Genomic DNA, 15,071 nt, shown 5'->3' with positions numbered 1-15,071 from the left:
TTCCCCATCCCTCCCCATCCACGTTGGAGTTCGCCATGCCCGGAATTCCCCCGCGCGCCGCCGCCCTGCCCGTCCTCGCCACCGTCACCGCCCTGTTGCTGTGCTCCTGCTCCGCGGGCGCGGGAGCCGGCGCGCGGGACGGGAAGGAGAGCACGGCGGCGAAGAGCGGCAAGCGCCTGACCGCGTCCCTGGGGACCGCGAAGGACAGCGCGGGGCCGGCGCCCGCGGTGCCCGGCGCCAGGACGGGCGGCACCGTGACCGTCGCCAACGCCACCGACTACCCGCACCTGGACCCCCAGAAGATCTACACGGGAGAGAGCTACAGCACCTCACTGCTCTGGGGCAGACAGTTGACGCAGTATCAAGTCGTCAACGGCAAACCGACGTTGGTGGGCGACCTGGCCACCGACACCGGTACCTCCGCCGACGGCGGCCGCACCTGGACCTACCACCTCAAGGACGGCATTGCCTGGGAAGACGGCAAGCCGATCACCGCCGCGCAGGTCAAGTACGGGATCGAGCGCACCTTCGCCCCGGGCTTCGAGGCCGGCCCCACCTACTGGCCGGAGTGGCTCACCGGGTCGAAGGACCGCAGCGCGGCCGTGAAGAAGTACCGGGGGCCCGCGGACGGCGACCTCGACGCCATCGAGACGCCGGACGACAAGACCCTCGTCTTCCACTTCCCCGAGCCACAGGCCGATGTCCCGTACATGGCCGCCCAGTCATCCTCCTCGCCGGTCCGCAAGGACAAGGACACCGGAACCGGTTACGACGTCACACCGTTCGCCAGCGGCCCGTACCGGATCGTCGAGCACAAGCAGAACCAGCGCCTCACGCTGGAGCGCAACCCGCACTGGAAGGCGGAGACCGACCCGATCCGCCACCAGTACCCGGACCGCTTCGTGTTCACCTTCGGCAAGCAGGCCCTCAACACCGCCCAGGAGGTGTTCAACGGGCGCGGCGACGGCCCGACCACGGTCAGTACCAAGGGCGAGGTGCCGCCGGAACTGCTCGCGACGGCCGAACGCGACCCGGCCAAGCGGAAGTTGATCGTGTCCGGCAGCCGCGGCGCCTACACCCAGGACCTCTACATCAAGAACAGCCGGGTCACCGATCCCGAGGTCCGCAAGGCCATCCACTACCTCTTCCCCCGGGCCCAGGCCCGCCAGGTCCTCGGCGGTTCCCACGTCGGCGACTTCGCCACCACCCTCTCCTCGCCGGCCGTCGTCGGCTGGCGGAAGTACGACCCGTACCCGGTCGCGCCCACCGGCGACCTCGCCAAGGCCAGGGAACACCTCGCCAAGGCCAGGACCAAGGTCACCCACCTCACCTACGCCTACGCGGCGGACAGTCCGCAGGACGACCGGCTCGCCCAGGTACTCAGCGACGCCTTCGGCAAGGCCGGCATCACGCTCGTCGTCAAGCGCCTGGAACCGGCCGCCTTCCACAGCGAGGTCTTCCGCGGACCGGCCCCCTACGACCTGTGGCTGTCCACCAACTCCGTTGACTGGCCCACCCCTTCGACGCTGCTGCCGGACAGCTTCGACAGCCGACTGGACAGCCTCTCCAACTCCATCCGCTACGCCAACCCCGCCGTGGACCGGGAACTGGAGCGGATCGCCGCGATCGGCGACGCCCAGCAGAAGGCCAAGGCACTGATCGACCTGGAGGAAGTGGTGATGAAGGACGTCCCCCTCGTGCCGTTCCTCTACAGCAGCGTCTCCCAGTTCCGCGGCGCACGCGTCGGTGGGGCCGCCATCCACCCGATCTACGGCTCCATCGCCGCCGCGGACCTGTTCGTCAAGACACCCTGACCGAAGGCCATGACCAGCTACCTCCTCAGGCGCGCCCTGCAAGCCGCCGCCGTGCTGTTGGCGATCGCCGCCGCGGCCTTCGGGCTCTTCTACGCCGCCCCCTCCGACCCGGCCCTGATCGCCTGCGGCCCCAAGTGCGACACCGCACAGGTCGAGGCCGTCCGCACCAGCATGGGACTCGACCAACCCCTGGTCGCCCAGTTCCTGGACTACCTCGGCGGCCTCGTCACCGGCCGCACCATCGCCGACGTCGACGGCACCCCCCTCCACTGCCCCGCCCCCTGCCTGGGCTACTCCTACGCCCTCCACCAACCCGTCCTCGACGCCATCGGGGACCGCCTGCCGGTGACCGTCTCGCTCGCCGGCGGCGCCCTCGTGGTGATCCTCGTCCTCGGCGTCGGCGCGGGCCTGGTCGCCGCGCTGCGCCGCGGCACCGCGACCGACCGGCTGCTGTCGGGCTTCAACCTGATCGGCGCCAGCGTCCAGATCTACTTCCTCGGCTACCTGCTGCAACTCCTCCTGGTCTACGGCACCGGGCTGCTGCCCATGCCGCAGTACGTCCCGCTGGCCGACCACCCCGGCCGATGGGCCGCGGGCCTGCTGCTGCCCTGGCTGGTGCTCGGCTTCGTCAACGCCGCGGTCTTCGCCCGTCTGACGCGCTCGCAAATGCTGGAGACCATGCCCGAAGGGTTCGTACGCACCGCCCGGGCCAAAGGACTTGGCGCCCTGCGTGCGCACCTGAAGTACACCGCGCGCGGGGCGGCCGGGCCGCTGGTCCAACTGCTCGGGCTGGAGATCGGTGCGTTGTTCGGCGGCGCGTTCATCACCGAGACCGTCTTCGGGCTCGGCGGCGTCGGCAAGCTGGCCGTCGACGCGGTCACCGGCAACGACCTGCCCACCGTCGTCGGCACGGTGCTGCTCGCCGCCTTCTTCGTCGTCGTCTTCGTGGCCCTCGCCGACCTGGTGGTGGCCTGGCTCGATCCCCGTGTGAGGCTGACATGAAAGCGGACGTGAAAGCGGACCCGAAAACCGAGCGGGAACTGGGCGCCGTGCTGAGTGTGCGCGATCTGAGCGTGGCGTTCGCGAGCCCGCGCGGTCCCGTTACCGCGGTCGCGGGCGTCTCCTTCGAGCTGGCGCCCGGCGAGACGTTGGGACTGGTCGGCGAGTCCGGTTCGGGCAAGTCCAGCATCGGGCTGGCCACGATGGGGCTGCACGATCCTGGCCGCACCCGGATCGGCGGGAGCGTGCGCATCGGCGGCGGCGTCCGGGGCGGTAGCAGTGGTTCGGCCCGTGACGTGGGCGGGCGTTCGGCCGGTGGGCAAGGCCCAGGCACCACGCCGGAAGCCGGCGTTGAGGTGGTGGGTGCCCCCGAGGCCCGGCTCAAGACCCTGCGCGGCGCCCGCCTCGCCATGGTCTTCCAGGACGCGCTCGACGCCCTCTCCCCGTACCACACCGTGGGCGCGCAACTCGCCGAGGCGTACCGCATCCACCACCGCCGGGCCAGTCGCCGCCAGGCACGGGAACGCGCCGCCGCCATGTTGGAGCGGGTGGGCATCCCCGCCCGGCGCGCCGGGGACCATCCACACCAACTGTCGGGCGGGATGCGGCAACGCGTGGTGATCGCGATGGCGTTGATCAACGAACCGGACGTGCTGATCGCGGACGAGCCGACCACCGCGCTCGACTCCCAGGTGCAGCGCCAGGTCCTCGACCTGCTGCGCGACCTCCAGGCCGAGGCGGGCACCGCGATGCTGCTCATCACGCACGACGTGGGCGTGGTCGCCGCGACCTGCGACCGGATGCTGGTCATGCGCGCCGGCCGGGTCGTCGAACAGGGCCCTACCGAACGGCTCCGCACCGCCCCCGACCACCCCTACACCCGCGCCCTCATCGGCGCCGCACCCACCCTGGACACCGTTCCCGGAACCCGACTGCCCACCGTCGACGAGCCGGAACCGGCACCGGATCGGGTACGGCACCCTGTCTCCGCCTCGGTGCCGGCTCCGCGCCCCGCCGATCTGCCCCACCGCCCCGCACTCGCCGAACTCGCCGACGTACGGGTGGAGTTCCCCGCGCGACGGGAGTCACTGCTGCGGCGCGGGCGGCCGGTCGCCGCGGTGCGCGGGGTGTCCCTGCACGTCGCGCGCGGCGAGACGGTGGGGCTGGTCGGCGAGTCCGGCTCGGGCAAGTCCACCCTCGCCAGGGTCCTCGCCGGCCTGCGCCAACCCACCGCCGGGGCGGTCCGGTTCGACGGGCGGGACATCACCCGCGCGGCGAGGGACACCCCGCTGCGCCGCGAGCTGAGCCGCGAGGTGCAACTGGTCTTCCAGGACCCCTACGCCTCCCTCAACCCGCGCCGCACGGTCGAGGAGCTCGTCACCACGCCCCTGCGCATCCACACCACACTGGACGCCCGGGCCCGCCGGCTCCGGGCCGTCGAACTCCTCGACCAGGTCGGCCTGTCCTCCTCCCAACTGTCCGGTTATCCGCATGAGTTCTCCGGCGGGCAGCGCCAACGGATCGGCATCGCCCGTGCGTTGGCCCTGCGCCCCCGCCTGATCATCGCCGACGAGCCGGTGTCCGCGCTCGACGTGTCCGTCCAGGCACAGGTCCTCAACCTGCTGATGGACCTGCGCGCGGAACTGGGCCTGTCGCTGCTGTTCATCTCCCACGACCTGGCGGTGGTACGGCACTTCTGCGACCGCATCGCCGTACTGAGGGACGGCGAGCTCGTCGAGACCGGAACCCGTGACGCCGTCTTCGCCGCACCCCGCGCCCCCTACACCCGGGAGCTGCTCGACGCCGTCCTGTGATCCACCGTCCACCGCCGAGCGATGAGGGGGCTCCCGTCAGCGTCCCGTCCTCCCGCTCCCGCCCTGCCACCGCGAACGGTCAACTGCGGGCCGCGTGGCGTTGCCAGATGCGCCGGGAGGCGTCCAGTGGATAGGGGGCGTCGGTGGGGGGCGTGTCCCAGATCCGGGTGGTGGGGCGGTCGGGGTGGAAGCGCGGCCACCCCGGGTCGCCGGTTGCCGCGAAGGAGGTCCAGGCCGCGCGCAGGTCCGCGGAGAGCGCGGCGGCATCGGCCGGCGGTGGGGAGCCGAGGAAACGGGCGGCCGGGCGGGTGGTGGCGGTGCCGAAGACGAGGGGGACGTCGATGCCGTGGGCGGCACCCAACGTGGGCCCGCGCCAGGCGAAGTCGTAGAGCCACGTCCGCCCGCCCGCAGCGGCATGCGCCTCGGCCACCCACGTGGTGGGCATCCGGACGACGGCGTCGGAGAGCATCACCGTGCACAACTCCGCGTCGTCTAGGGTCGGTTGGCTGCGGCGATAGGCGGCAGCCGCGGCCCGGTCCAGTCCGAACGCCTCAGCGACGGCCGCCACGTCGACCCCCGGCGGCGCCGGCGGGCCCTGGCCCCGGTATTCCTCGTGGGTGAACCCGCAAACGAGGTCGACACCGCGCCCCGCGCCCGCCCGGAACGCCGTCCAGGGCGGCCCGGTCACCAGGTCACCGTCGATGACGGGGGCGAACGCGGTGGGCCCGGCCATGGTGCGTAGCGGCGCGTCCTGGACGGCGAGCAGCGCCTCGGGCGGCAGGGCGGCCAACGCCTCGGCGGTCGGCGGCACTTCGGCCGCCGCCGCGATCGCCGCCGTGACGGCCTCGGCCTCGTCGGGGGTGCGGGCGCCGGCGGGAATGCTCTGGGCGATCGCGCGCCGGAACAGGCCCGCGGCGGCCGGCGCGGTCGCGAGCAGGGCCGTGGCGGCCGCACCGGCGGACTGGCCGAAGACCGTCACCCGGTCGGGGTCGCCGCCGAACCCGGCGATGTTCTCCCGCACCCACTCCAGGGCGGCGAGCTGGTCGCGCAGCCCGCGGTTGTCCTCGACGCCGGGCAGCTGCCCGAACCCCTCGAACCCCACACGGTAGTTGAAGGTCACCACCACGACCCCGGAGCCGGCCAGCGCGGCGCCGTCGTAGTGGGGCATGCTCGCCGCGCCGTACTTCCACAGGCCGCCGTAGATCCACACCATGACCGGCAACCGCGCCGCGCCCGCCTGCGGGGTCCACACGTTCACGGTCAGGCAGTCCAGTCCGTCGCCCGGCCGCCAGGCCGCCGGCGCTCCCGGCCCCGGCGCCAACTGCGGGGGAGCCGAGCCGAACGCGGTGGCGTCCCTGACCCCGTCCCAGCCGGGCGCGGGCGCGGGCGGCCGGAAGCGCAACGGCCCCTCGGGCGCGGCGGCGTAGGGAATGCCGAGGAAACCCGCGATCCCGTCCCGGGCCACCCCTCTGACCTGGCCGGCGGACGTCGCCACGACCGGTTCCATCGGTTCCTCCGACTTCGTCGATTCCTCTGTACCGTCCTCAGCGGCAGGTCAGCAGCTCAGTCGGGCACCGTCTGCGTGATCCGCCACAGCCGGCGGGGGAGGCCACCCTCCTCGAAGGCGTGGACGTCGGCGAGCCGCCAGCCCGCGGCGAGTGCGTCGACGAGGTGCCGGGGGAAGAAGTGGACGGCGAAGCCGCCGTGTTCGTAGATGTCGTCCCCGTGGGCGGTGCCGGCGCCGTAGTGGACGTCGCCGGTGTGCCGGACCGTGTAGACGAAGACGCCTCCGGGGCGCAGCACCCGGCGGACCTCGTTGACCAGGGACCGGATCTCCTGTGTGGACAGGGCCATGCACAGCACCATGTGCGCGAAGACCGCGTCCGCCGAGCCGTCCGCCAGCGGCAGCGGCTCACGGACGTCGTGCACGGTGGTGGCGATGCGGTCGCCGAGGCCCTGCGCCCGCGCGGTGGCGGAGAGCTGGTCCAGGGCGGTGCGGCTGAAGTCGGTCGCGTGGACGGCGAACCCCTCGCGGGCGAAGTGCAGGGCGTCGCGGCCGTGGCCGGCGCCCAGCTCCAGCACCCGCGCGGCACCGGCGGCGCGGAACGCCTCCGCCGCGTAACGGGCCGCCGCGGACGGCTCGTCGCCGTACATGCCGGGGTGCACGGAGTAGGTCTCCTGCCAGTGCCGCCGCTGCTCGGACGCCAGCTCCGGTCCGCCCTCCGTCATGGCTCGTTCCCCAGCTCGTTCGGTAGGTGGTGCAGGTGGTGCACCTACCACCCTAGTGCTGACGTTCGCACGATGGCGGGTCGGCTCCGAGGGGCGTCCTCCGCCCGCCTACGGGTGCCCCGGCGTACTCGGCAACGCCGTCACCATCGGTAACCGAACGGGCGGGCCCGCGCGGGAGCTCGGGGTTCGCTACCGTGGCAGCACGCATCCGCGCCAGCAGTGTCGTGAGGAGGACCCGATGAACAGCTCCGGTCGGCCGTGGACCGTCGACGGCATCGCGCACGCCCTTCCACACTCGGAACTCCGGGCGACGTTCATGCAGGAGGTCAGCTTCACCGATGTCCGCGAGCTGCCGGCCATTCTGGACCGTTGGATGAGGTTCATCGAGACCTTCGAGGCCGACCGCGAGCGGGTCGAGGGGCTGCGCACCACCCTGAGCGGGGCCGGGAACCTGCCGGCCAACTACCGTGCCGGCCTGGTCGATGTCACCACCGAGGAACTGCGCTCCGCCGCCGGCGATTCGGGCCCCCGGGGACGAGGCGCCGCGTGACCTACCGGCTCCACCTCGACCCCGCCCTCCACGCCACCTACAAGTCCCTGCCCGATGAGGCCCGTAGGGATTTATCAGTGCTGATGCTGGACGCGCTGGTCGACCCCTTGGCCTACTCCGAGCCCTACGGCGCCGACGACCGGATGATGCGGACCATCGCCCGCAGCCACGTCGCCGGGGTCATCCTCATCGGCGACACCGAAATCACCCTCGTCCAGCTCACCTACGTGGGCTGAGGGTGCGGGGCGCGGCGGGGATCGGTTATGATCTTGGTGCAACTCCGGTTCTTCGGGCGGGAGTCGCGCGTCTGTGGTCCAAGGCAAGACGTCCACCAACCGGTGGGAGATGCAGGTGCAAGGCCGGCCAGGCGCTCCACACGAAGGGCCCCATCCGTCAGGGTGGGGCCCTTCGTCGTCCCGGCCGGCGACGCGATCGGGTGCCCGTGCCGCCCCCGCCCCCAGGAGACGATCCCGGTGAGTGAAGTCCCCGCCGCCGACCACCGCGGCATATCCTCCGAACACGCCCTGAAACGCGCCATCCAGTACCTCAAGGACGACCGAGCGGAAATCATCGAAGGGGTCATCGAGACCGTGCCGCCCAGTTGGGACCACGAAGCCGCCGCCGACGCCCTCCGCGAGCAGATCCGCGCCCGGGCACGGGAATTGGGCTGTGTGATCGGCTCCGGCAACCTCGACCTCCCCGGCTCGCCGAACTGGTACGTCCCCGACCTCGCCGTCGTCCCGGCCGACGTGGCGAAGGGCGCGGCGGCGCTGCTGCCGTCCGACACCCTCCTCGTCGTCGAGGTCACCTCGGAGTCGAACGCGGACACCGACCGGGTGGTGAAGCGGAAGCGGTACGCCCAATACGGCGCGCCACTCTACCTCTTGATCGATCGACAGGAGCGCGCCGTGACGCTCTACTCGGGACCGGGGCGGCTCGGCTACACGCGGGCCGACGGCCCGCACCCCTACGGCGCCGTCCTCCACATCCCGGAGCCGTTCGGCATCGCCCTCGACACCGGCGCCCTCTGAGCCGCCGTCTCGCCCGGGCGAGACGGCAAGGGCAGGGGCTTCCCCGCACCCCGCGTATGACATCTGTCATGACGGACTCGTGACGCCGGGCCCTGCCGCCGGCGCCCGCGCCGCGAGACGCTGATCTTGCAGCGTCATAGGGCGCGCACCGTCGAACTGCGAGAGGAAGGCACCATGGTGAAGCGCGTCACCGCCCTGGCCGTCGCCGCGGTGGCCCTGACCGGGCTGGCCACGGCGCCGGGCGCGGCGGCCGCCCAGGCGGCACCGACCGGCACGGACGTCGCGGTCGGGAGCACCGTCGCCCACACCGTGGCACCCACGGCCATCGGTGCCAACACCCCTTTCTGGAACCCCCTCTTGACCCGGCCGGACACCCCCGCGCTCATCAGGAAGGCCGGCATCCGCACCCTCTCCTTCAACGCCGGCGGCGCCAGCGACCTCTACCACACCCTCCAGATGCTCACCACCGCACTCAAGGGCGGCGGCAGCCTGCTGACCACCACGACTTCCGGCAGCGCCACGCTCTCGGCCCACGCGGTCCGCCGGGCCGACGGCACACTGGCCGTCGTGGTGGTGAACAAGGACCCGCGGCACGCCGAGCACATACGCCTCACGGTGCCGCGCGGCTACCACGCCGTCCGCACCCTCACCTGGCACCGGGGCGACGCGGCCGCCCCGGTCGCGCACCCCGCCCGAGCCGCCCGTACCAGCCGGGCGCCGGAGTCGCTCGCGCCGTACTCGGCGACCGTCGTGCTGTACGAGCGGTAGCGGGGGCGGGGCGGGGCGGGCGAGGACGGGAAGGGGCGGCCGCCGGCCGTGCCCGTTCGTCGGCAGCTCACTGGCCCCAGGACCGGTCGGCTCAGGGTCGGCCCAGGAGTTGGGCGCCGGCCGTGGTGTCGGTGCGGGCGGTGAAGTAGTCGGTGAAGGCGCGGAGGAATTCGTCCTCGGTGATCTGGCCGTCGCCGTCGGCGTCGAGTTGTCGGAAGCCGTGGTTGAGCTCGGCGGGATGGACGCGGGAGCCGCCGAAGAGGACGCGGTACTCATCGGCCGTCAGATACCCGCTGCCGTCCGTGTCCGCGGCCCGGAACAGCGCGCGCAGGGCGACGTGCAGGCCGTTGCGGAGGTAGTCGGGGTCGCGGTCGACGCCGGCGAGCACGGCGGTGGTGAACTCGGCGAGGGAGACCCGGCCGTCGCCGTCGGTGTCCATGGTGGCGCGGATGTGCTGCCACCAGGTGTCGAAGCCGGCATACACCCGGGCTTCCTGCTCCTCGCTGAGTTCCAACTGCCAGCAGACGTTGTGGGCCATCGCCTGAAGGTCGGCGGCGGTGATGAATCCGTCGCCGGTCTGGTCCACCACCTGCCGGAAGAACGCCTCCACGCGTACCTGGCGCGCACTGCGACGCCCAGAACGGCGCGGCCGCGGCAGAGGCAGACGAAGGGCCCGCAGGGTGCCGAGGGGACTCTTGCCGTTGCCGCCGTTACCGTTGCCGCCGCTGTTGCTGCCGGCGTTGGCGTTGGCGTTGGGTGTGGCGGTGGGGTGCTCCGTGGCTGACGGCGGCGTGGCGCCGGAGCGGTAGCGCAGGTGGTCGGGGAGGAGGGCCATGGCGTGGCGCATGCCGTGGTGCAGGGTCCAGGACAGCGCGGCGGCGCCGCGGCTGCGGCGCAGGTCGAAGCGCTCGCGGAAGGCCGGGGGAAGATCCGCGACGGTCAGGGCCGTCAGCAGGTGGGCGATGACCGGGCGCAGGAGCGGCCAGGCCGGGCGGAGCCGGCCCAGGCGGCGCGGGGACGGGGCCTGCCGCAGCATCTGGAACAGCAGGTCGTGCGCGGCCTCGGTGTACTCCAGGCGCTCGCGGATGGTGCGGTCCATATAGGCGGGGACGTCCGCGGCGGTCGCCGGAAAGAGCTCCCCCGGCAGGTCGAACGCGGCGCACACGGTGCGGAACTCGCCGTAGAGCAGGTCGCGTTGGCCGGCGCTGAGCGGGGCGCCGGACAGCTCGCACATCGCCGTCATCGACTCGTACAGCGTCACCAGCACCCACACCCGCACCGCCGGATCCAGCGCGGTGAACGCACGGCCCTGGCCGTCGGTGCCTTGGATGCGGCGGTGCGTGCGCTCCAGGCGGGCGATTTCCCGTTGCAGCCCCTCGCGGTCCGAGAAGAACAGCCGCTGGCCGCTGTCCATGGTGTGTTCCACCCGTCGCCAGGGATGGGCCCGGTAGGTCGAGAAGTGCGCGAGGCCGGCGGCGACGGCCGGATCGGAGTTCTGGAGCACCAGCAACCGCCAGGCGACCAGGGCGATGCGCCGCTCGCCGAGGGTGCGGCGCAGCAGGGAACGAGAGTCGGGCAGGACAGTGGACACGGGCGTCTCCCCACGGCAACACGGCGCGGTGCCGGGGCCGTTCGCGCCACCGGCAGTGACGTACAAGTAGCCGCTGTACAGGGGCGTTTGGGAGGGATCCGGGGCGCAAACCACACGACCGGGGGCGATCTCGTGCGCCGTGATGACGGGCCCCCGACCGGTTACGGGATGCGGTAGCGCTCCCTCAGCAGGTTGCCGAAGGCCCGGGCGGCGTTGGTCTCGTGGGCCGCCGCCCGGCGCAGCAGCGTGGCGGTGCGGGTGGGGAGGGCGGGGGTGAGCGGGACGGTGCGCAGGCCGGGGTATTCCTGGGTGACGCGGTCCGGCAACACGGTGACCAGGGTGGTGCGTTGGACGATGTCGATGAGGCCGACGATGGAGTTGATCTCCACCGTGAGGGGCGGTCGGGCACCGTGCTGGACGAAGTGGTCGTCGATCTGGGCGCGGGTGGCGAAGCCCCCGGTGAACAGGGCGAGTTGGTGCCCGTCGAGGGCCCGGACGGGGAGCGGTCGGGGGCGGTCGGCCAGCGGATGGCCGGTGCCGACGACCAGCCCGAGGCGTTCGGTGAAGAGGGGGTCGCCGGTGATGCCCGGCAGGTGGTCGCAGCGGAACGCGATGCCCAGGTCGAGTTCGTCCGCGAGCAGTCCCGCTTCCATCGCCTCCTGCGTCAACTCCCTTATCTCCAGGGTGACTCCCGGCCAGCGGTCGTGGAAGTGCTGGACCAACGGCCCGACCAGATACGTGGTGAACGTGGGGGTGACGGCCAGCCGCAGGCTGCCGTGCGCGAGGTCCTGCACGTCCCCTACGGCGCGTGCGCCGGCGTCCAGCTCCTTGAGCGCGGTGCGGGCGTGGCGGAGGTACTGGGCGCCGGTGTCGGTCGGCCGCACGGTGCGGCCGGAGCGGTCCAGGAGTCGGGTGCCCAGGGCGCGCTCCAATTGCCTGATCTGTTGGGAGAGGGCCGGCTGGGAGAGGTGCAGGGCCTCCGCGGCGCGGGTGAAGCTGCCGTGTTCGGCGATGGCGAGCAGGGAGCGCAGGTGGCGGAGTTCGAGGGCCATGGGGCGACTATAGGGCCACTATAAGCAGGGTCAATGACGATCATGAGTCATCGGTCTTGGACGTTATCGCTCCATGTCACGCAAGGTGGAGGGCGATGCCGGTCGGTGTGCCCGACCCGGCCAGGCGACCCCACCCCGAGGAATCCCGTGTCCCCGAGCCCCGTCCCGTCCCCCTGCCCTGCTGAGCCCGCTCCCGGGTCCGGAACCGCTGCCGCGGTGTCGCCAACCGGGGCCCGGCGGTTGCTCGTTCTGGCCGTCTGCTGTTCGAGCCTGTTCCTGGTCAGCCTGGACAACACCGCCTTGAACGTGGCACTGCCGGCGATGCAGCGCGACCTGCGGACGTCGGTGACCGGCCTCCAGTGGACGATCGACGCCTATCTGATCGTGTTGGCCGCCCTGTTGCTGTTCTCCGGCGCGCTCGGCGACCGCCTCGGGCACCGCCGGGTCTTCCGCACCGGCCTGGCCCTGTTCACGGCCTCCTCCGTGCTCTGCTCCCTGGCGCCGGACGCCGGTTGGCTGATCGTCTTCCGGACGATGCAGGCGGTCGGCGGCTCGATGCTCAACCCGGCGGCGATGGCGCTGCTGACGAACGTGTTCACCGGGCGCCGCGAACGGGCCCGGGCGATCGGGGTGTGGAGCACCGTCCAGGGCGTGACGATGGCGGTCGGCCCGCTGATCGGCGGGCTGCTCACGGACGCCGCCGGGTGGCGCTGGATCTTCCTGCTCAACGTGCCGGTCGGGGTGCTGGCGCTCGCCCTCACCGGCCGGGTGCCGGAGGCCCGCGCCGGGCACCCGCGCCGGCCGGATCCCGTCGGGCAGTTGCTGGTGATCGTGCTCCTCGCCACGCTGGTCTACGTCATCATCCAGGCACCGGTCAGCGGCTGGACCGCGGCGCCCGTAGTGGCCTGTGCCGGCGCGGTGTTGCTGGCCCTGCCCGCGCTGCTCCGCGTCGAGAGCAGCCGGCGCGAACCCCTCATCGAGCTCCGCTTCTTCCGCCAACCGGCGTTCACCGCCGCGGTGCTCAGCGCGATCCTGGCCTTCGCCGCGATGGGCGGCTTCCTCTTCCTCGCCGCCCTGTACTGGCAGAACATCCGGCATCTGGCCGCCTGGGAGGCCGGGGTCCGGCTGCTCCCCATGGCGGTGATGACGATCGTCTGCCCGCCGCTCGCCGGCCGGCTCACCGCCACCCGCGGGCCACGCCCGCCACTGATCGCCTCCGGCGCCGCCACCGCCCTGAGCGGACTGCTCTGCACGGTCCTCGACGCACCTCACCACAGCGTCCTCCTCCTCACCGCCTACGCCCTCTTCGGCATCGGCTTCGGCCTGATCAACGCGCCGATCACGGACACCGCGGTCTCCGGCATGCCCCGCGCACAGGTCGGCGTCGCCTCGGCGATCACCGCCACCAGCCGTCAGGTCGGCAACGCCCTCGGCGTCGCGGTCATCGGTGCCGTCCTCGCGGTGGACGCCCACGCCGACACGACGGCGACGTTCCTCCGGGCCGCCCGTCCCGCCTGGTGGATCATCACCGTCTGCGGCGCGGGCGTCCTGGCCCTGGCGGCGCTCCTGGTGCCGTCGCAGCGGCGCGACCGTCCCCGCCCGGCGTCCGGCAGCGCGCCCGGGCGCGGCTCCGGCCGTCGGTCGCGCGCTGTCTGGATCATCACCGCGGGCGGCGCGACGGTGGTCGGCACCACCGACGACCCCACGCCCCACGCCCGGCCGCTCCCCGACGACGCCACCCACCCCGTCATCCGCGTCACGCCCCACTGACGCGCGCACGCGGTGCGGCTCAGGGTCCTTCCCCCGTTCAACGCCCCTGACTGCGCCGCCTGTTGCCGCGCCCTCAGCCGTGCTGCCACACGAGCGTGTAGCGCCAGAACAGCCGGCGCCGCAAGCGCGCGCCGGGCAGGGCGTGTTGGGCCTCGCGGACGAGGTCGGCGAAGCTCAGTTCCGCCGGGTGGGTCCGGGCCGTCATCGACACCGGGCGGGGCGCCGGGCGGCCCCCGTTCTTGAGCCAGCCGGTGGCGGCGTTGAGCGGGGCGGCGGCCAGGTTGAGCAGGTGGTCGGTGGCGGTCCGCGCGCGGTACAGGCCGACGACCACCAGGGTCCCGCCGGGCGCCAGGCGTCGGCGGAAGGCGGCGAGGGCTTCGGCGAACGGCAGGTGGTGGACGGTGGCGACGCAGGTGATGACGTCGTAGGAGGCGGCAGGGATGCCGGTGAGGGCGTCCGCGGTGGTGAAGGTGATGCCCAAGTGTCCGATGTCTGGCGTGAGGTGGCGCGCCTTTGCGGTGATCTCCGGATCGGCGTCGACTCCGTGCACCGCCTCGGCGCGGGTGGCCAGCAGTCTGGCCAGATCGCCGCTGCCCGAGCCGACGTCGAGCGCCCGGGCGCAGCGCGCGGGGAGCTGCCGCAGGATCCACCGGTGGTAGTGGGCGTTGTGGTCCCAGGGATGGGCGGCGTTGAACCGGTCGAGCGCCCGGAGGATGCGGTGCGTTGGTGCGGTCATTCCGCCAGTGCATCAAGTTCCCGATGGTTGTCGCATCCCGAGAGGTGAACAGTGCGCTGTGGTACTGGAGTTGACGATCACTCGGGCGGGGGCGAGGGCGGGGCGGGCGCGTACGGACCGGGGGCGCTCGTCCGTGTGGCCTTCCGCTCATGTCGGCGTGTGGCCGCTCTTGGCGGGTATACGGTCTCAAGATCGTGGCCGATCCGATCGACGGGCCGACTCACGGGGCGTGGCGCCGCACGGCGGGCCGGACCCCCGAGGCTCTCAACACGGGCCCCAATGACGGTATTTCTCGCATTCTTCGCGCAGCGCCCACCGGGAGCAATTCTCGGCCATGAGCGAATCGGTTGGCCGAAGAGATCCTCCGGTCCGGTACGGGCCGTTGATCGATTCCCGGTCCCGTGCTGCTGTGGTACGAACACCGGCCCCGCCCGACGGGTTGCACGGTCGCATTTCGCGATGGCTCCTTCCCGTCGAATTCGCCTGGTCGATGCCGAAGTGCACTTGCCTGCAGCACCATTGGTTGTCATGCTTCACAGAGCCGCACGTGGGGTAGACCAATGCGGTAGCGGAGGCTGACGAGGTCTGCGTGTGGTCTGCGGTGTATTGATTTTCGGTTTCAGGCGCATGTCGGCGGGGGCCTCGCCTGCCGGTGTTCCGTTTCCCCCAGCTATCCGTAGGTCCACCCCTGCTGCGACGGCGCAACGGTGACCCCGA

13 protein-coding genes are annotated in these 15,071 nt (G+C 72.4%); 8 read left to right on the top strand and 5 right to left on the bottom strand.

What is annotated here, in order from left to right; all coding sequences use genetic code 11:
* The first annotated feature begins 35 nt into the window (after positions 1-35).
* Genes PV796_RS04345 through PV796_RS04335 form a run of 3 tightly spaced genes read left to right on the top strand, consistent with a single transcriptional unit; the run spans position 36 to position 4,627 of the window.
* Positions 36-1,814 (top strand): ABC transporter substrate-binding protein, encoded by a 1,779-nt coding sequence (locus tag PV796_RS04345; protein WP_274911544.1) that lies wholly within the window; start codon positions 36-38, stop codon positions 1,812-1,814.
* A gap of 9 nt (positions 1,815-1,823) precedes the next feature.
* Positions 1,824-2,816, top strand: coding sequence for an ABC transporter permease (locus PV796_RS04340; protein WP_274911543.1), 993 nt, complete (start codon positions 1,824-1,826; stop codon positions 2,814-2,816).
* Positions 2,817-2,824: 8 nt separating this feature from the next.
* The gene (locus PV796_RS04335; RefSeq protein WP_274911542.1) at positions 2,825-4,627 is read left to right on the top strand and encodes a dipeptide ABC transporter ATP-binding protein; all 1,803 of its coding nucleotides are present in this window, start codon (positions 2,825-2,827) and stop codon (positions 4,625-4,627) included.
* Between the two features lie 79 nt (positions 4,628-4,706).
* On the opposite strand, the gene PV796_RS04330 is transcribed toward PV796_RS04335, so the two are convergent.
* A complete protein-coding gene (locus PV796_RS04330; RefSeq protein ID WP_274911541.1) occupies positions 4,707-6,122 on the bottom strand; it encodes a carboxylesterase/lipase family protein in 1,416 nt (471 codons plus the stop codon).
* 68 nt (positions 6,123-6,190) lie between these two features.
* Positions 6,191-6,856 carry a class I SAM-dependent methyltransferase gene (locus tag PV796_RS04325; RefSeq protein ID WP_274911540.1) on the bottom strand — a complete coding sequence of 222 codons (666 nt, stop codon included), beginning with the start codon at positions 6,854-6,856 and terminating at the stop codon, positions 6,191-6,193.
* Between the two features lie 238 nt (positions 6,857-7,094).
* On the opposite strand from PV796_RS04325, the gene PV796_RS04320 reads away from it, so the two are divergent.
* The 4 genes from PV796_RS04320 to PV796_RS04305 all read left to right on the top strand — a co-directional run bounded on the left by PV796_RS04320 (position 7,095) and on the right by PV796_RS04305 (position 9,205).
* The gene (locus PV796_RS04320; RefSeq protein WP_274911539.1) at positions 7,095-7,406 is read left to right on the top strand and encodes a hypothetical protein; all 312 of its coding nucleotides are present in this window, start codon (positions 7,095-7,097) and stop codon (positions 7,404-7,406) included.
* 77 nt (positions 7,407-7,483) lie between these two features.
* Positions 7,484-7,642, top strand: a complete 159-nt coding sequence (locus tag PV796_RS04315; RefSeq protein ID WP_274911538.1) for a hypothetical protein — start codon at positions 7,484-7,486, stop codon at positions 7,640-7,642.
* Positions 7,643-7,879: 237 nt separating this feature from the next.
* On the top strand, positions 7,880-8,437 hold the full coding sequence (locus PV796_RS04310; RefSeq protein ID WP_274911537.1) for a Uma2 family endonuclease: 558 nt from the start codon (positions 7,880-7,882) through the stop codon (positions 8,435-8,437).
* Between the two features lie 174 nt (positions 8,438-8,611).
* Positions 8,612-9,205 carry a glycoside hydrolase family 30 beta sandwich domain-containing protein gene (locus PV796_RS04305; RefSeq protein WP_274911536.1) on the top strand — a complete coding sequence of 198 codons (594 nt, stop codon included), beginning with the start codon at positions 8,612-8,614 and terminating at the stop codon, positions 9,203-9,205.
* A 91-nt stretch (positions 9,206-9,296) separates the two neighbouring features.
* Here PV796_RS04305 and PV796_RS04300 read toward each other — a convergent pair whose 3' ends face one another.
* Both PV796_RS04300 and cynR read right to left on the bottom strand, forming a co-directional pair.
* Positions 9,297-10,796: an EF-hand domain-containing protein gene (locus PV796_RS04300; protein ID WP_274911535.1), complete on the bottom strand. Its 1,500-nt coding sequence runs from the start codon at positions 10,794-10,796 to the stop codon at positions 9,297-9,299.
* Positions 10,797-10,957: 161 nt separating this feature from the next.
* Entirely contained in the window at positions 10,958-11,848 is an 891-nt protein-coding gene (gene cynR, locus PV796_RS04295; protein WP_274911533.1) for a transcriptional regulator CynR, read from the bottom strand.
* Positions 11,849-12,064: 216 nt separating this feature from the next.
* On the opposite strand from cynR, the gene PV796_RS04290 reads away from it, so the two are divergent.
* Positions 12,065-13,618 carry an MFS transporter gene (locus PV796_RS04290; protein WP_274911532.1) on the top strand — a complete coding sequence of 518 codons (1,554 nt, stop codon included), beginning with the start codon at positions 12,065-12,067 and terminating at the stop codon, positions 13,616-13,618.
* A gap of 73 nt (positions 13,619-13,691) precedes the next feature.
* Here the strand turns inward: PV796_RS04290 and PV796_RS04285 are convergent, their stop codons facing one another.
* Positions 13,692-14,354, bottom strand: a complete 663-nt coding sequence (locus PV796_RS04285) for a class I SAM-dependent methyltransferase (RefSeq protein ID WP_274911531.1) — start codon at positions 14,352-14,354, stop codon at positions 13,692-13,694.
* Positions 14,355-15,071: the final 717 nt, after the last annotated feature.

It is taken from the genome of Streptomyces sp. WZ-12, from assembly GCF_028898845.1.
Lineage (GTDB): Bacteria > Actinomycetota > Actinomycetes > Streptomycetales > Streptomycetaceae > Streptomyces.
This window is presented reverse-complemented; position numbering and strand designations above follow the sequence as displayed.